Below are 17,317 nucleotides of genomic sequence, written 5' to 3' on the forward strand. Positions count from 1 at the left end.
CGACCCACCACATCCGCATCCAGACGCAAAGGTTTCACGTGAAGCATCCTGGTGAAGACCAGCACCTCCAGACAGAATCTGGATTCGACGGATCCACTCCCCTTGCCAGGGAGATTGCGGAATTGACGCGCAGGCGCCAGGCAATCGCGTCTGAGCAGCTGCCCAAACCCTCAACGACCCGTGTCATGACGGTCTCGAACCAGAAGGGTGGCGTCGGCAAGACGACGACGGCCGTCAACCTGGCCGCTGCACTTGCCCGTCAGGGTGCTCGCGTTCTCGTCATCGACCTTGACCCACAGGGCAACGCGTCGACCGCGCTTGGTGTTGAGCACCGTTCAGACACAGCGAGCGTCTACGACGTGATCGTGAACGACGTTCCTCTCGCCGATGTTGTGCAGAAGAGTCCTGAATTCGGCGCGCTCTACTGCGTTCCCGCCACGATTCACCTGGCCGGCGCCGAGATCGAACTGGTCTCACTCGTGGCGCGCGAACAGCGTCTTCGCCGTGCACTCGACGTGTACCTCCGCGAGATGGATGACCCGTACCACTACGTGTTCATCGACTGCCCGCCGTCGCTTGGCCTGCTGACGATCAACGCTTTCGTCGCTGCGCGCGAGGTGCTGATCCCCATCCAGTGCGAGTACTACGCGCTCGAGGGCCTGAGTCAGTTGCTCAAGAATATTGAGCTGATTGAGAAGCACCTCAACCCCGAGCTGCGCGTTTCGACTATTCTGCTGACCATGTATGACGGCCGAACCAATCTGGCGAACCAGGTAGCTCAGGATGTGCGGGACCACTTCCCGAACCAGGTGCTCGACACCCTGATTCCGCGTTCCGTGCGCGTTTCTGAGGCTCCCAGCTATGGGCAGAGCGTCGTGAGCTACGACCTCAACTCGGCAGGATCCCTCTCCTACCTCGAAGCGGCAGCCGAAATTGCTCGTCGTGGCGCACCACGGACAGGAGTACAGCTCTAATGGCAAAGCGGACTGGCCTCGGGCGCGGGATTGGTGCGCTCATCCCCATGCAGGACGAGGTCAAGCCGGCCCGTCCCGTCGACGTATTCTTTCCTCGGTCCGAAGCCGGAAGTGCCTCAACTACTACCAAGGCCACTCCCCCGGCCTCGAATGGCCGTCGATCCGTGCCTTCTGTGGCGTCGGTAACCGCGCCAGCACCCCGTGGGGCGACGGCTGCTCCTCTGCCGCCATCATCGATGGTGAACACTCTGGGCGCTGAGCAGGAAGACCTGCTCGATGTTCCCGGTGCCTGGCTCGCACACCTCGATCCCCGCGACATCATTCCGAACGCCCAGCAGCCTCGAACCGTCTTCGACGAGTCCGATCTGGCCGAGTTGGTTCACAGCATCCGTGAAATCGGTGTGCTGCAGCCGATCGTCGTGCGTCCACACCCGTCTCTGCACGGCAAATTCGAGCTCGTCATGGGTGAGCGTCGCCTCCGCGCGACCCGTCAGGTCGGACTGTCGACGATTCCGGCCGTCGTTCGGGATACAGCGGATGTCGACATGCTGCGCGATGCGCTCCTCGAGAACCTGCACCGCGCACAGCTCAACCCGCTTGAAGAGGCATCCGCCTACCAGCAGCTTCTTTCTGACTTCGGTATCACCCAGGACGAACTGGCGCTGAAAATCGGTCGTTCGCGCCCGCAGATCACCAACACGATTCGTCTTCTGAAGCTTCCGTCTGCCGTGCAGCTGCGCGTTGCCTCCGGGGTTTTGAGCGCCGGTCACGCCCGCGCCATCCTCTCGGTCGGCGATCCAGAGGGCATGCTGCGCCTGGCCGACAAGATTGTGAACGAAGATCTCTCGGTGCGCGCTGCTGAAGCTGCAGCGACTGCGGCTCCGAAGGCGCCTGTGGCCAAGGCAGCCCCCGGAAAGCGCCAGGGTCAGCTCGATGAGCTCGCCGACAGCCTCGGTGACCGCCTCGACACCCGCGTGAAGATCAAACTTGGTGCACGAAAAGGCCAGATCACAGTGGATTTCGCGACCATGGGCGACCTGAATCGTATTCTCACCGAACTCGGCCAGTTGGACTTCAACGCCAACAAGTAGTGCCGCTGTCTGTGGCGCTTGGGGGCGCGTAGAGAGACGTCTAATTCAAGTACTGAAGCCCACCGTTGCGGTGGGCTTCAGTCGGTTAAGGCCGACAGGGATTGTCTGTCGGGCGGCGAAGCTGCCTGCAGACCAGTTTGAAGGTCGCCGGTCCGACGCGTGGTTCGGTGAGAGTGTGCGCGCTCATGTTCATGCTCTGGCCAGCTCTGGTTCTGCCGGCTACATGTTTGTCTCGCGACATGTTGCAACTGACCGTGTGTTCGGGCTGAGCCGCGATCGATGCGGGGCGTCGCGCGGCATGCATGTGGCCTCTGCGTTTTACGTCGTAGGTGCCGACCATTCCAAGTCTTGGGCATCATCGTGGTATCTCGGCAGCCGCCGGGCGCCGCGCGTTTTCATGATTGGCGTCACTCGGCAATTTGACTCAAATTCTCCCCGCTTGCCCCAAACGGACTGATTTTGCACGAAAATCGGCTCGAAAATGGAAAATCCGGAGAACGGTAATCGGGCTTAGGATGCTTCTCAGCGAATCGAAATTGATGTTTTCGGCAAAGTTTCACGTGAAACTAATCGCGTTCGGATCTTCTTGCATTTCGTGGTGTAGTCGAACGGGACGCTCATGGAGCTTAATTCGGCCATATGCACCCCTCCCCCGATGGTTGGAGAACAGTTGGTCGCGGCGCGGACTGGGTTTCAGCCGTCGGAATGTGCGCGCCTCTGGCAGTCTCATTGGTCATTGTTGGACCTATTCGTAACGGCATCTTCGCTCTCGGGGCCGGTGAATTCTCGTGGTCATAGGCGCTTCGACTTGCAGGTCTGTCCCGATTCGCGGAGGCCGTTTCGCTTGCGCCCCCGCCACCTCCACCACGTTTTGACATTTAACGTGCGACGTCGCGAGCCTAATTCTTCGTCATTCGACTGACGTGGCGGGCACAGATTCGATGAATTGGTTGCAGCCGGATCGGGGGTCTCGGCCCTACCGTTGCGGTGGTCTCAACCTGATCGCCTTCGAACGGTCTCGTCGTTCACCTCCTCTGTATCGATTTCCAACGTTATCGGGCCAAGTTATTGGGGGGCGCCGAGCTGCTCCAGATGAACAATTCTTTTCCTATTTGGCGCTGAGATGGCCTCAACCGGAGGTGGTTGCGGAAGATGAATCTGCCCTTTTTGCAGCGCCAGGAGCTCCGGAATGTGCCCAATTGAGTGCCGAGTCGGAAGGCTTTCGAGCGCATTTAGATGTGATGTTTCACGTGAAACCGTGCAGTTTTTGGTGCGGTTCGGCTGGTCATTTGGCGTCAACATTCATCTGCAATTTATGAGGTTGGCACGAGAATCCGAGCGGCCGAAAGGGTTCTGGCGGTACAGATCTTCGCGTTTTTGAGCGCGGACGTGTTGTAGGTGGCACGAGTTGCACGCGTCGAATGGCGTCGATTTGGATTGATCGCGTGGCTCCTTTAGCCGTGGTGAAGCTCGCCGTAGCGGCGTTGCCAACACGCGTAAAGCCGGCCCGGTCACCCCGCAGCGCGCGCAGTTCGGTCACTCCCCCACCGCAAATTTTGACGCCGATCGCTGCGCTGGGAACCGGGGCATTCACGCTCCAGGGGGCTCCGAGCAGGGCTCCACGAGTGCGTCTGACGTCTTCTAGTTCGCGGAACTCTTTGAGCGCTGTGGGCGTTGATGGAGCTCGAAATGGGGTCCCGGACGTCCGCTCCCCCGAACGGTCCTTCATCGTTTGGCGCCATTAGCGGCCGCTATACGCAAAGATGAATGATCGTTCTGGCGGGCATTCGACTGATGTTTCACGTGAAACCATCGCCCTCTCAGGCGCCGGCACCTGCTGGACCTGGTTGCGCTGCGGGCCAGAATTTGTCTCTGCTGATGACCACTCGGCACTCCGATCTGCCCACTCTGCTGCCCCATCTAGCTGCGTATACCGGCGCTTGGCGGCGATCGGAACTGGCGCAATGGGTGCATCGATTGCACCCATTGACGCGTAGCCCACATGGATGGCGGTGGTGGTTCAACATCGAATTGCGCCCTGCGATTCGTCGATTTAGGGGTCCGACGGCTGGAGGAGTGATCCGTTGCGCTCGGACTCGCGGCGGGCTATATGGATGCCTGGACGCATGGACGCCTGGACGCCTGGATATCCGAAGGCAGGAGGCCAAGAGGCCAGGTTGCCTGAACGCCTGAAAGCCTGGATGTCTCAGCGCCCGCAGGCGCTCCTTCGGTCAGTGATGGGGTGGTGAATGGGCACCGTGCCGGCGGCACCTGGCCGACTCGGGCATCCCGATATGAAATGCCAGCTCTTTGGTTTCTAGGTCAGCAAGTGCCGCAACAGCGTGGACAGAAGTGCACAGTGTTTCACGTGAAACGTCGCGTTTTCTTTCGTCCACGTCTATCAGTGGGGGGAAGGTTTCCGAGGTGCATCTCAGTGGCCGTGCTCGAGCACGTCGACTCCTGTGGCCATCCACTCCCTGCTTGAAGGCATGAGGGCGAACAATGTGACGAACGGGATTCGGGGACAGGGAAGGCGCACATTAGGTGTCTGGAGCGGCAGGCGAAAAGGCGGCTAGCGAAGCCACCAAGACGTAGGGCAGGACCTTGGGTCGCCCAGTCAGACAACGACCGCTCAGGCGGCCCGTCGGCGGGGTGATCAACCAGGAGAGGTGACCAATCCGGGACATGACCAATCTGAGCGATGACCAATCTGAGCGATGACGAATCCGAGAGTTGAGAGCGAGGGACGCGGCAGGTGGGCCAGCCAGCTAGCCAGCCAAGCACCCAGCCACCCGGCCAGGCAGGAAGAGAGCGTGCTCATACGTTCCGGCGCTGATGCGAGTGACGGCGGCGCGGGTGTGGGTGCGCTCTCGAATTCTGAGGCGAGGCCCGAGCAATGAATCACGGTGGAGCTGGGCGGGGGAGCCTCGGCTCCAAGGAGAGGACATCCCTATTCGTTTGCCTGCAGACATTGATTCGGTCACTTGCTGCACTCACATTCCATCGATCAGCGCACGCGGGACCGCGCTGTTTGGCGTGGCCAATACCCAGCTCGGCGGAACGCGCTCGGGACGTTTCACGTGAAACATCACCACTCCCCTGTGTCCGGCACGAGGCGGCTTTCGGCAATGCGTGCAACGCGTGCACTGAAAGACGGCAGCGGACTCGACCGTGCGACGAGGGTTAGGCATCGACGGCGAAGGTGGGTCCGGTTCGGCCGCGGGCTGCACTGGAGTCCGGGCGGGATCAGCATCGGCTTTTCAATCAGCGTTAGTGCAGGTGTGAATATGAGGCTGCAGGGGCTGGTCGTGCGAGGTGCATCACCAAGCATCCGCTCGGACCCGCTTTCGCACGCACTCCCCCGGCGACTGGAGGACAGGAGTACAGGACAACCCTCAACCACCGAAGCACCAGTCGAGGGTGAAGGTATCGGGCGTCGGCGCAACGTCGTCGATTGGCCTATCGATCGTTCCGTATTGAGGGGCGGCGGCGCCGATTTCGCTCATGGTTGGCTCCGTCGCGGTATCAAGCGCAGCGCCTGTGCACTCAGGCTCACGAGTTCCATCGGGCAGGGCGTTCACCGACCAGCTCAACTACGGGGCACACCAGCTCAACTACAGCGCACGAGTTGCGAAAGTAGAGCCGAAGCATCCCGGCGGAGATCGAGGACCTCGTTCGATCGCCGCGCCGGCCTCGAGGCAGTGCATGCACCCCCCCCGGCGCGAGCCGAGATCATGCAAGCGGCTCGCATCCGTATGCAGCAAGAGTCCGCAGCGCCGAAGCCTCGAAGCCCCGAGCCCCGTGGCGTGGCGCTGCCCGCTGCGCGTCTCGTCGCTCATCCGCTGCATGCGGCCGGGGAGGCGCGTCAGGCGCGCTTCTCCTGCGACTTGCGCAGTCAATGCAGTGTGTAGCCCTGTGGCGCACTGCTTAGGATCGATCCAGGCGAAGCCAGGTTTCTCGCACGACAATGTTTCACGTGAAACAAAGGAGTCCCGCGAAGCCCGATGACTCCAGTACCTGGCTGGGGTCCACGGGGCAACCGCGATGTTCAACGGAGGGAGTCCTCTTGCCTCAGCACGAACTGACACAGGCACCGACCAGGTGAAGAAGAAGTCCAGAGATTCGGACCGGAAGGCCCAACGCAGACACTCCCCGCTTGCCGAGCCGGAGGCCTGGCGAGCGAGGAGTGTCTGGTGAAGAGCGCCTGGTGAAGAAAGGTGGTGAAGAAAGCTAGCGAAGAAAGTGGGGCGCCGAGACTAGCTTTCCGTCGGCCCGACCGGCCCGACCGGCTCCACAGGCTCGGCACGCCCGGACGGCTTGACCTGCACGTCGTCGGCGATATCTGCGGCGAATCCGGCCGTGCGGCGTTCCTCTGTGTCACCACCGTTAATCGCAGCGAAGGCCAACGCCGAGTACACGTCACCCAGGGTCTGGCTGGAGGCCTCGATCGCGAGGGGAACCAACGATGTCTCAGTGAGGCCCGGAAGCACGTTCGCTTCGAGGAACCACGGAGTGCCTTCTCCATCAACGATGAGATCGACTCGTGAGATGTGCCGCAAGCCAAGCAGGCTGTGGATTGCAACAGCGGTCTGTGCGACCTGTTCGGCGACCGCGGGCGAAATGCGGGCCGGAGCGTAGAACTGCGTCTCCCCGGCATTGTATCGCGCCTCGAAGCTGTAGACGCCACTGAGCGGGACGATCTCGACGGCCGGCAGGGCGATGGGCCCCTCCCCCGTGTCAATGACCGCTACGGCCACCTCAGTGCCCACCACGCGCTGTTCGATGAGTGCGGTGTCTGAGTAGGTGAAGGCATCCACCATCGCGCGTGGCAGGGCCGCTGCCGTCTCGACGATAGTTACGCCCTGGGCCGAGCCACCCTCGGCTGGCTTGACGACGAGTTCGGAGCCAAGAGCGGCAACTACATTCGCCAGCACATTGACCGCACCCAAATCCCGGAACGTCTCCTTGGAGAGAGCGATCCAATTCGGTGTGGCGAATCCTGCGCGACGAACGAGCTCTTTTGCAGTGGGCTTCGCCCAGGCAAGGTGCGCGTCTGCTCCCTCTGAGCCGACGAACGGGATGCCGGTGGTCGCGAGCAGGCTGCGCAATGCGCCATCCTCGCCGCTGGCTCCATGGAGGGCAGGCCAAATGACGTCCGGTCGCTCTGTGGCCAGATAACCGAGCAGCGACGCGTCGGGATCGACGATTGTCACGCGGTGTCCGAGTCCGGTCAGGGCATCGGAGACACGGCGACCCGAGCGCATTGAAATATCGCGCTCGTGGGAGATTCCGCCGGCCAGTACAACAATGTTGAGAGCTGTGAACTCGCTCATATTCAGGGTTATTCCTTGCTCTGAAAGGGTCAGGGACCGGTTAGGAGATGTTGGGCGGCGGGGCGCTGAAGCGACGGCGATCTTCGATCGAACTGAGCACACCGGTATCGGTGAAAGTTCCGGCGAAGGTGTCGAGCAGATCCAGCTCACCACGAATCACAGTCGCCAGACGACGGATGCCGACGCGAATGTTCTCTGGAGTGGGATAACAGAACGAGAGGCGCATGTTCTGGCGCCCGTCTCCATCGGCGAAGAAGGCGGTACCTGGCGTATACGCCACGAGTTCCTTGACCGCGCGCGGCAGCATAGCCTTTGAATCGAGCTGTTCAGGCAGGGTGACCCAGACGTAGAAACCGCCGTTGGGGTTAGTCCAGCTGAGCTCGGGAAGATACTCATCGAGTGCAGAAAGCATGGCGTTCTTGCGCTCGTGGTACACGCCGCGGAAGGTATTGATCTGACCCTTCCAATCAGCAGTGGAAAGATACTCAGAGATAACCAACTGGCTGAACGAGCTGGGAGACAGCACCGCCGCTTCGTTCGCGAGCACCAGTTTCTCTCGGATGGCGTGGGGTGCCAGCGCCCAACCGACCCGGAATCCGGGCGCGAGGGTCTTGGAGAAGGTGCCAAGGTACACGACGCCGTCCTGCTCGACCGAGCGCATGGCATCCGGTGCCGGCTGGTCGAAATAGAGCAGCCCGTACGGGTTGTCTTCGAGCACCAGGATGTCGTTCGCCTTGGCGATCTCGAGGATCTCCAGACGCCTCTCCCAGCTGAGCGTCACGCCGGCCGGGTTGTGGAAGCTGGGGATCGTATAGAGGAACTTCATCGTCTTGCCCGCAGCCTTGAGGCTGGCGATGCGCTCACGAAGTGCTTCGGGGATGAGGCCGTGCTCGTCCATGGGGACGTGCTCGACCTCGGCCTGGTATGACTTGAAGATCACCATCGCGGTGACGTAGCTCGGCCCCTCCGAGAGTACGACGTCTCCGGGGTCGAGGAAGAGCTTGCTCACGAGTTCCAGCGCATGCTGTGAGCCCGTGGTCACGACGATGTCATCGGCGTTCGCTCGGATTCCCTCGAGCGCCATGACCTCAAGAATTTGCTCGCGAAGAGCAGGAACTCCCTGACCAGAGCCATATTGGAGCGCAACGGCACCCTGCTCGACCATGACGCGATCCATCGCGTTGATGACGAGATCCTGTGGGAGGGCCGCGACGTATGGCATGCCACCGGCAAGCGAGACCACCTCGGGGCGCGAGGCAACTGCGAACAGCGCTCGTACCTCTGAGGCACGCAGGCCCCCGGCTCGTTCGGCGTAGTGGTGATACCACGGGTCGAGGTTGGTTCCGGCCTGGTCGAGGTTGGTTCCGGCCTGAGGGGCGCCCTGTTCTGTCACTTCACTTCCGTTCTGGTGAGGGTTCAATGCTATTCCTTGTCGGCATGCTGCCTGTCCCCCGTAGTCGGCTGGGCCGATTGGGGTGCAAAAAACCCCGCCCGGCTTGCGCCGGACGGGGTTTCCTAAGAACCGGTCGGCTACACGAGGTAGGCGGCCAGGTCGGCTTCGAGAGCAGGCTTCGGCTTTGCGCCGATAACGGTCTTGACGACCTCGCCCTTCTGGAACACCTTCATCGCGGGGATGGAGGTGATCTGGTACTTTGCGGCCAGTGCCGGGTTGTCGTCGACGTTCAGCTTGACGATGTCAATCTTGTCGGCGTGCTCGGTGGCAATCTGGTCAAGGATGGGGCTGACGGCGCGGCAGGGGCCACACCACTCGGCCCAGAAGTCGACCAATACTGTCTTCTCGTTGTTGATGACTTCCTGGTCGAAAGTTGCGTCGGTGACGGCACGAGCGGTCATGTAAATCTCCTTAGTTGGTAACAGTTGCGAGTTCTGAGTCACTGGCCGAGGCCAGCAGGTCTTGAGGGAGGGATGCCAGATAGTGCTCGGCATCCAGTGCAGCGACGGTTCCAGAGGCTGCGGCGGTGACGGCCTGACGGTAGTGCGGGTCGATGACATCGCCAGCGGCGAAGACGCCGGCCAGGCTGGTCTTGGACGAGCGGCCGTCAACGGCGATCGTGCCGTCGCTGGTCAGGTCGAGCTTGCCGTGCACGAGGTGGGTGCGCGGGTCGTTTCCGATCGCCACGAACAGTCCACCGATCTCAAGTGCGGTTTCTTCGCCCGAAACTGTGTCGCGGAGCAGGAGGCCCTCAACAGCTTCTTCACCGGTGATGCCGGCGACTTCAGCGTTCCAGATGAACTCGATCTTCTCGTTTGCGAATGCACGATCCTGCATGATCTTCGACGCGCGAAGGGTGTCCTTGCGGTGAATCACATAAACCTTGCTGGCGAAGCGCGTGAGGAATGTCGCCTCTTCCATGGCGGAGTCTCCTCCACCGACGACAGCGATGACCTTCTCCTTGAAGAAGAAACCGTCGCAGGTAGCGCACCACGAGACACCGCGGCCAGACAGACGCTCTTCGTCGTCAAGGCCGAGCTTGCGGTATGCGGAACCCGTCGCGAAGATGACGGCGAGAGCTTCGTGCTTCTCGCCGGAACCCAGTGTGACCGACTTGACGGGGCCGTCGAGGTCGACGTGCGTGACATCGTCGTAGACAACTTCAGTGCCGAACCGCTCAGCCTGTTCCTGCATCTTTGTCATGAGCTCTGGGCCCTGAACGCCTTCCGGGAAACCGGGGAAGTTCTCGACATCCGTGGTGTTCATCAGCTCACCGCCGGCTTCAACCGAGCTGGCGATCACCAGAGGCTTGAGGTTGGCACGCGCAGCGTAAATCGCCGCCGTGTAACCCGCAGGCCCGGAGCCGATGATGATGACTTGGCGCACGCGCACTCTCCTTGAAATCGTGGGCGAGATGAGCGTCTGCTCATCCCACTGCCCGGTACAACACATCCTAATCGGATGGTATTCCGCGCTGACTGGGCACCAGATTGCCCTCACAGGTTGTTCGGAGCCGACGTCAGTCCGGATGGGTCTAGCGGCGGATGCGGGCCAGCAGCGGGCCTGTGAAGCCCTTGAGCTCGTCCGTACGCATCAGAACCAGGAGGCCGAAGTACAAAACGGCCATCACAGAGCCGATGATCACCATCGAGGCGATCGCCTCGAGTCGACCCGAGACGGCGAAGCCACCTGCGACGGTTCCACCCAGCAAGATGAGGAGCCAGATCCCGAGGGCGACGGGGATGATGGCGGCGGCGAAGTACTTGGTGAGGCTGCGCAGGATGCGCTTGCCATCGATCCGCCCGATCCTGCCGCGGAGCAGGAACGCGGCGAGGATTGCCTGCGCGATCCCCGCAATCGTCACAACCAGTGCAATGCCTGCAGCGATCCATTCGAGAGGGAGGAATGAGCAGCCGATGACACCGATGATCACCAGGGTCACCTGGAACAGGGTGAAGTAGAACGGTGTTTTGGTGTCGCCGAGCGCATAGAACGTGCGCTGGATCACAAACAGCACGCAGAAGGCCACGAGTCCGAGGATGTACGCCAGGATCACGTTTCCGACGCTCTGCACCTGGTTGAACGACTGCACGAACACCCGAGCGAACGGATAGGCACATACGGCGATCACAGCAGATGCGAGCACGATGAGCAGGCTGGTTCCCCGGATGGCCGACGAGGCATCGTCGCGAACGAGAGAGATCTTGCCGAGTGATGCATGTTCGCTCATGCGCGTGAAGTATGCGGTGGCGACAGAGACGGTGATCACCGAGTGGGGCAGCATGAAAATCAGCCAGGCGGTACCGAGTACGGCGGCCGAAGCGTCATCACCGGAGGCGCGTGTCACGATTCGTGTTTCGACGACGCCGGCAATGGTGGTGAGGATGAGCATGCCGAACGTCCAGCTCGCCATCTTTCCCGCAGTGCCGAGTCCGACGCCGCGCCACGCGAAGTCCGGGCGGTACTTGAGCCCGATGCGCTTCCAGAAGAAGAACAGCGCAAGGGCTTGAACGGCGACACCCAGCGTCGCGCTCCCGGCCAAGACCGCAATCATTGCGGGGCTGTACGAGGTTGCGCCATTGAGGCCGTCGGGGTCTGCCCCGAAGAGGACGACAAAAACAATGATGCCGGCGATGGAAACTACGTTATTAAGGACAGGTACCCAGGTCGACGGCCCGAACGACTTGCGTGCGTTCAGCACCTCGCCAAGCACCGTGTAGAGCCCGTAGAAGAAGATCTGGGGCAGGCACCAGTACGCGAATGCGATCGCGAGCGACAGCTTGTCTTCTGAAAGCTCAGGGGACGCCACCAGCCTGGTGAGGGCCGGTGCGAGCAACGTGGCAATTACCGTCGTCACACCCAGGATGACGAGCGCGACTGTCATCAACTTATTGATATATCCCGCTCCCCCATCCTTGTGCAGGGCAGAACGCACGATTTGCGGAACCAACACGGCGCTCAGCACTCCGCCGGCGATGATCACATAGACCTGGTTCGGCAGTTGGTTGGCGACGGCGAACGTATCGGCACCAGCGCCGACGAGACCGATCGCACCGGCAAGCACGATGACCTTGATGAACCCGAGGACGCGGGAGACGATTGTGCCTGACGCCAGGAAGACACTCGCCCGACCGATGCTGCTTGGCTTACTCACGCGTGTCGCCCGTTGGGTTGGAGGTTGTTGGGTCATCAGTCACCGGGGTGTCCTTGCTGGTCGTCGAGTCGTCAGCGCGTGAGGGAGCATCGGCCGTAACCGTCTTGGCAGGTTCAGGCGCGTCTGTCGCGAGGGCATCCGTGGCATCCGAGGCATCATCCGGCGAATCGTGACGCTTGCGGCGGCCGGAGATGTTGCGCCACACGCCAAAACCGAAGAACAGGATGACGGCGACGGCGAAGATGATTGCACCGACGCCCTCCCACTCCGCCTGCACATTGACGTCGATCAGCGCGGGCTCGCCCACCTGCACGCCGGTCGGTGAGTAGACGGTGGCGCGCAGGGTAACCGCGCCGTTTCCGACCTTGGCGCTGACCGGAATCCTGATTGTGCGGGCCGAATTTGCCTCGATCGTTTCTTCGACATCGTCACCGACGACCAGGCGCGCGTTCGTCGGCTGCAGGTTCAGGCGCACAGTGACGTTTTGATCGAATTCATTGGTCAGCGTGATCGGGATGTCAACCTGTGACGCGAAGACATTGATCGGCCCCTTGGTTGTCACGACGACCGAGTTGAGTACACTCTGGGCGGCGGTCAGGTTGACGCCGACGGCATCGACCCAGGCGCTCTGGTCATCGATCCATGACGTGGCAAACAGGGCCAGCAGCGACAGTCGCTCCGGTGCCGTCAGTGCCAACGGGTCAGCGATCGCTGTGGAGAAATCGGTGAGGGTGACTTCGCTGGCGTTCAGGCGTGACCCCAGCTCGACACGGGTCTCATCCTCTGACTTGCTCTTGAAAGTGGCATCCGAGCCAACCGCGGCGGTGCTGGCCTGCATGAGCGAAACGGATGCCTGCCACGGCATGGACGTAAGGGTAGTGATTGTCTGGTTCAGCCTGGTCGCCGTGGGAGGCCAGCCACGGTCGAGCGCTGCGACGATGCTCTGCGTGCTTCCCGACTGGTTGGCCGCGGCGACGGCCAACTGCGACGCCGCCTCTGCAATGCCAGCGTGCCAGTCTTCGTCTGTCGTTGCCATGACGGCGCGATTGATCGCCGCGGAGAGGGCATCGGCTGCAACAATGCCGACACCACCTTCGGTGGTTACGGTCGGGGATGGCGTTGTTGACGAGTCGGGGCGTGTCACCTGTGACTCGGACAGAATCGTGGTGGTGAGGCCGCTGGCCGCGAAAACAGGCAGATCAGCAGTAGAAACGCTGTCCGCAGCGGGCCAACCGATACTTGTGGAGCTGTAGCTCCACGCCAACAGGTCTTCAGTTGTAGGGAGCGTTGGTTCGTCGGTTGCCGGTTCGGTCGGTGCGGGAGTCGGCGTAGGGGTGGGTGTCGCCGATGACTCGGCGAGCAGCGATGATGGCAGCTGGCTCTGGCTGCCCAGTCCTCGCGCGCCGAGGCTCTGAGGGGTGGAAATCGGCGAGTCTGATTCAGGCGAAATAGCCGGAGGTGGCGTGACGAATGCTGCGGGATCGAGCGCCTGGGCGAAGGAGAGCGGGCCGTGCAGGGAGCCGCTGGTCTGCGCCTCGAGCGCGATGTCGGCATCCGCATAGCTGAGCGGGAATGTTTCGTTCGTCGCGTGTGCGAGGCGGTCGAGCCAGGCGAGAGCGGATGCCGGAGCCTCACTGCCGAGGATGCGGATCGACGCAATGATCATGGGGTCGATGCCCAGGGTTACCGAGGTGTTGATCACGCCGTCGAGCTGGCGGGTGAGCAGGCCGTTGGGACCGGTATAGGTCTCCAGGGCGGTTGCCGGGATGATTCCAACGCTGCCGGCCGGAGTGGTGATGGGCATCACGATGGAGAAGTCAATCGGTGTAACCGACTCAGCCGGGTACCAGACGAAGGTGCTTCGGCCCTCTGCGGTTGTGGTGGAGTCACCGGTGAGCTTGGCGGCTATTCCGCGCGCCCCCCAGGCGTTCAGTTCGGTGAGCCCGAGCTCGGCTGTCGGCACAGTGATCGCCAGCGTCGCCGTGTTTCCGGGCAGGATGCTCGAGGTGAGGGGTGTGCTGACGAGCAAGTCGCTCACGGAGTCTGAGCTGTCGGCATCGAGCCAGGCGTCGAGGGCTGACTGTGTTGTCAGTGCGCGGCTGGCGAGATAGACATCGACGCTTCCCGCGGCAATTGCCTCCGCTCCCGCATTGGTGACCGTGGCGATGACCTGGAGGTCCTGGCCCGGCCGCACGATGGGTGAACTTGCCGGGGCGAGGTCGAGAGTGATCGGTCCGTCGCCCGTTGTCGTCGCCACTCCACTGGTGGCCGTTGCCGCAAGGTCTGTCGCTGCCGAACTCGGAATCAGACCGAGCGCCGGAGTAACTAAGGCGAGAGACAGCATTGCGGCCAGCTTCAGGCCGGCCGACTTCACTGAACGAGGGGGCGACGAGGGTCGGGCGCGGCGGCGTGCAAACAAAGAGAGTGCAGGCCGACGCGCAGGAATTGACTCGTCCACCATGCAGGAGATTCTATGGTGTGTACCCAGTGAGAAGCCTGCGCACGGCCGCCAGCCGTGCCGCGCAGCAACTAACATGGGGATCATGCAGAGCGTCGCGGCAGCCCTCGCGCGACTGGGCGACCTGGCTGCCTCCCCCACCGTTTCCCGTCTGGCGAACGCATTTTCGGATGCCGGCCATGAGTTGGCGCTCGTTGGGGGTCCCGTCAGGGATGCGTTCCTCGACAGGCCGATCAACGACCTCGATTTCACGACGGATGCCACCCCCGATCAGATCCTGGCGATCGTCAAGCCCATCTCTGATGCGCACTGGGACATCGGCCGGGCATTCGGAACCATCGGTGCGAAGATCGCCGGCGAGACGGTTGAAATCACGACTTATCGCGCGGACAGTTACGACGGCGAGACCCGTAAGCCCGATGTCGTCTTCGGCACCAGCCTGGAAGACGACCTGATTCGTCGTGACTTCACGGTCAACGCTCTCGCGCTGCGCCTGCCCGAAATGACTCTCGTCGATCCGTCAGGCGGAATCGATGACTTGATCGCGAAGACCCTGCGCACCCCGACGACCCCGGAGGTCTCGTTCGGCGACGACCCACTGCGCATGATGCGCGCGGCCCGCTTCACCTCTCAACTGGGTTTCACGCTTGATCTCGACACTGCTGTCGCGATGGACGCCATGGCCGATCGCATCCGCAACATCTCGATTGAGCGTGTCAACGAAGAGATCTCGAAACTGTTGAAATCCGACTCCCCGCGTGCGGGCATCGAGCTGCTCGTCGAGTCAGGCCTGGCCGACATCGTGCTGCCCGAGATTCCCGCGCTGCGCCTCGAGGTTGATGAGCACCACCACCACAAGGACGTCTACCAGCACAGCCTCACCGTGCTCGAGCAGGCCATCGATTACGAGAAGTCACGCGGCAAGTTGGACAGCCCCGACCTCATCCTGCGTGTGGCCGCCCTCTTCCACGACATCGGAAAACCCGCGACGCGCAAGCTTGAGCCGGGTGGCGTCGTCAGTTTCTATCACCACGATGTGGTGGGCTCCAAGCTGGCGAAGCGTCGCCTGAAGGCGCTGCGCTTCGACAACGAGACGATCAATGCTGTCACGCGGCTCATCGAACTGCACCTGCGTTTCTTCGGTTACACCGAGGGCGCCTGGACGGATTCGGCCGTGCGTCGTTATGTGCGGGATGCCGGTGACCAGCTTGAGCGGTTACACATCCTGACGCGAGCGGATGTCACCACGCGCAACAAACGCAAGGCCGATCGATTGGGCTTTGCCTACGACGACCTCGAGCAGCGGATCGCCGAGCTCGCCGAGCAGGAGGAGATGGCGTCAGTGCGCCCCGACCTCGACGGCGAACAGATCATGGCCATCCTGGGCGTGCGACCCGGACCAGAGGTCGGCGAGGCCTACCGTTACCTTCTGGAGCAGCGCCTCGACGACGGTCCCCTCGGCGAAGAGGAAGCCACGAAGCGCCTGCTGGCCTGGTGGGCTGCGCGCGACGCCGCATCGAGCTGACCCGACCCGCACTGCGTCGAGAGTCGCCGTTTGCCGCCTGAAATGGGCGAGCCAACGGTGCATTTTCCAGCCTGAATGATCGGTTCTCGCGAGAGTCGCCGTTTGCGCCGAGTGTCGCTGTTGTAGCGGCGACTGTGGGTCGGAACGGCGACACTCGCGTCATCACGCCTGGGACACGCGCCCGCATATCGAGCTAGGCCGACTCCCCCAGGGGACAGCGCGCCACGAGTTCTGCACCGATCGAGTTGGGTCGGCGCATCTGCTCGCCGTCTGCCGAAGTCTTGGGCAATGACAGCAGAGAGTCCAGGATGGCGCCCGTTCCAATTCACGCGCGACCTCGCCATGGTCGGTAAGGACGGCCGCTCGCTCAGTCGAGCTGTCGCATCCGGTGAGGCCGTCAAGGTGCGCCGCGGGGTGTTTGTCGGTGGCGGTGGCTGGGCCTCCGTGAATGATCGGGACCACTATTTGCTTCGGATGCGCGCCGTTGCCGCCACCCGCGCCTCGTTGCCGATTTTCTCCCACTACTCTGCAGCGGTGATCTGGGGTTTGCCGATCATCGGGCAGTGGCCGCAGGCGGTTCATCTGCTGGCGGCCGGACGCGGCGGGCTGCACTCAAAAAACGGGGTCACGATTCACCATGACCGCCTCGTCGATGCCGACATCGTTGAGATTGACGGGATGCTCGTCACCTCACTGGCCCGAACTCTCGTCGACCTTGCACGCTCGACATCCTTTCTGTCTGCGGTCGCTTCTCTCGATGCCGGCACAAAACCTGAGCTGGAGCTGTTGAACAGAACGCTGAGGCCAGGGGCCGAGCGCGAAGTTCTGCTTGAGCGCGTTATGAGTTTGGGGGCGAGTCGTGGCGCCCGATCCGCGCGCCTGGCCATCGAGTTCAGCGACAATCGCTCGGCTTCACCGGGAGAGTCTCTCAGCCGCGGACAGATCTATTTGTGCGGCTTCCCCGCGCCTGAGCTTCAGGTTCACTTTGTCAGCCCGGAGGGTGCTGAAGACATTGTGGACTTTCGGTGGCTGCAGAAGCAGGGTGTTCGCACCCTGCGGCTGATTGGTGAATTCGATGGGGAGGTGAAGTACACGCGCACCGAGTTCCTCAAAGGACGGACTGCAGCCGAGGTGGTCGTCGCGGAGAAGGTTCGGGAGGACCGCTTGCGGGCGAATACCAATCACAGCTTCGTCCGGTGGGTGTGGGGCACAGCGCTGCGCAAGGAAGAGCTTCGAGCTGTCCTTCTGCGCGCCGGACTTCGCCCGCGTTAGATGCGCTGCCGTCTGGGGTTTCGCGGGGCCGAGTGCCGAGACGAGTGTCTCGCGCTG

General features: G+C 62.2%; 10 protein-coding genes. 4 read left to right on the top strand and 6 right to left on the bottom strand.

The window, feature by feature from the left end; genetic code table 11:
- The first annotated feature begins 17 nt into the window (after positions 1-17).
- Both ACMT3I_RS11235 and ACMT3I_RS11240 read left to right on the top strand, forming a co-directional pair.
- Positions 18-974: a ParA family protein gene (locus tag ACMT3I_RS11235; protein WP_414804824.1), complete on the top strand. Its 957-nt coding sequence runs from the start codon at positions 18-20 to the stop codon at positions 972-974.
- Positions 974-2,065 carry a ParB/RepB/Spo0J family partition protein gene (locus ACMT3I_RS11240; RefSeq protein WP_414804577.1) on the top strand — a complete coding sequence of 364 codons (1,092 nt, stop codon included), beginning with the start codon at positions 974-976 and terminating at the stop codon, positions 2,063-2,065. The genes ACMT3I_RS11235 and ACMT3I_RS11240 overlap by 1 nt, the downstream gene beginning before the upstream one ends.
- Positions 2,066-6,321: 4,256 nt before the next feature.
- Here ACMT3I_RS11240 and ACMT3I_RS11245 read toward each other — a convergent pair.
- The 6 genes from ACMT3I_RS11245 to ACMT3I_RS11270 all read right to left on the bottom strand — a co-directional run bounded on the left by ACMT3I_RS11245 (position 6,322) and on the right by ACMT3I_RS11270 (position 14,466).
- The gene (locus ACMT3I_RS11245) at positions 6,322-7,398 is read right to left on the bottom strand and encodes a D-alanine--D-alanine ligase family protein (protein ID WP_414804578.1); all 1,077 of its coding nucleotides are present in this window, start codon (positions 7,396-7,398) and stop codon (positions 6,322-6,324) included.
- A 40-nt stretch (positions 7,399-7,438) separates the two neighbouring features.
- Positions 7,439-8,791 (bottom strand): PLP-dependent aminotransferase family protein, encoded by a 1,353-nt coding sequence (locus tag ACMT3I_RS11250; RefSeq protein WP_414804579.1) that lies wholly within the window; start codon positions 8,789-8,791, stop codon positions 7,439-7,441.
- A gap of 137 nt (positions 8,792-8,928) precedes the next feature.
- Complete coding sequence (gene trxA / locus ACMT3I_RS11255) at positions 8,929-9,252, bottom strand: thioredoxin (RefSeq protein WP_414804580.1); 324 nt, start codon at positions 9,250-9,252, stop codon at positions 8,929-8,931.
- Positions 9,253-9,262: 10 nt separating this feature from the next.
- The gene (gene trxB, locus ACMT3I_RS11260; protein WP_414804581.1) at positions 9,263-10,237 is read right to left on the bottom strand and encodes a thioredoxin-disulfide reductase; all 975 of its coding nucleotides are present in this window, start codon (positions 10,235-10,237) and stop codon (positions 9,263-9,265) included.
- Between the two features lie 148 nt (positions 10,238-10,385).
- Positions 10,386-12,005, bottom strand: a complete 1,620-nt coding sequence (gene murJ / locus ACMT3I_RS11265; protein WP_414804582.1) for a murein biosynthesis integral membrane protein MurJ — start codon at positions 12,003-12,005, stop codon at positions 10,386-10,388.
- Entirely contained in the window at positions 11,998-14,466 is a 2,469-nt protein-coding gene (locus tag ACMT3I_RS11270; RefSeq protein ID WP_414804583.1) for a DUF6049 family protein, read from the bottom strand. The genes murJ and ACMT3I_RS11270 overlap by 8 nt, the downstream gene beginning before the upstream one ends.
- A gap of 82 nt (positions 14,467-14,548) precedes the next feature.
- On the opposite strand from ACMT3I_RS11270, the gene ACMT3I_RS11275 reads away from it, so the two are divergent.
- Positions 14,549-15,988, top strand: coding sequence for a CCA tRNA nucleotidyltransferase (locus ACMT3I_RS11275; RefSeq protein WP_414804584.1), 1,440 nt, complete (start codon positions 14,549-14,551; stop codon positions 15,986-15,988).
- A 288-nt stretch (positions 15,989-16,276) separates the two neighbouring features.
- Complete coding sequence (locus ACMT3I_RS11280; protein WP_414804585.1) at positions 16,277-17,260, top strand: hypothetical protein; 984 nt, start codon at positions 16,277-16,279, stop codon at positions 17,258-17,260.
- Positions 17,261-17,317 lie beyond the last annotated feature (57 nt).

The sequence above is a fragment of the Leifsonia sp. A12D58 genome (assembly GCF_047530025.1).
Classification (GTDB): Bacteria; Actinomycetota; Actinomycetes; order Actinomycetales; family Microbacteriaceae; genus Cryobacterium.

What these genes read in the sequence shown, in the direction of transcription:
- ACMT3I_RS11240 (WP_414804577.1), top strand. Translation starts at nt 974, where the DNA reads ATGGCAAAGCGGACTGGCCTCGGGCGCGGGATTGGTGCGCTCATCCCC.
- ACMT3I_RS11280 (WP_414804585.1), top strand. Translation starts at nt 16,277, where the DNA reads ATGACAGCAGAGAGTCCAGGATGGCGCCCGTTCCAATTCACGCGCGAC.
- ACMT3I_RS11275 (WP_414804584.1), top strand. Translation starts at nt 14,549, where the DNA reads ATGCAGAGCGTCGCGGCAGCCCTCGCGCGACTGGGCGACCTGGCTGCC.
- ACMT3I_RS11245 (WP_414804578.1), bottom strand. Translation starts at nt 7,398, where the DNA reads ATGAGCGAGTTCACAGCTCTCAACATTGTTGTACTGGCCGGCGGAATC.
- trxA (WP_414804580.1), bottom strand. Translation starts at nt 9,252, where the DNA reads ATGACCGCTCGTGCCGTCACCGACGCAACTTTCGACCAGGAAGTCATC.
- ACMT3I_RS11270 (WP_414804583.1), bottom strand. Translation starts at nt 14,466, where the DNA reads ATGGTGGACGAGTCAATTCCTGCGCGTCGGCCTGCACTCTCTTTGTTT.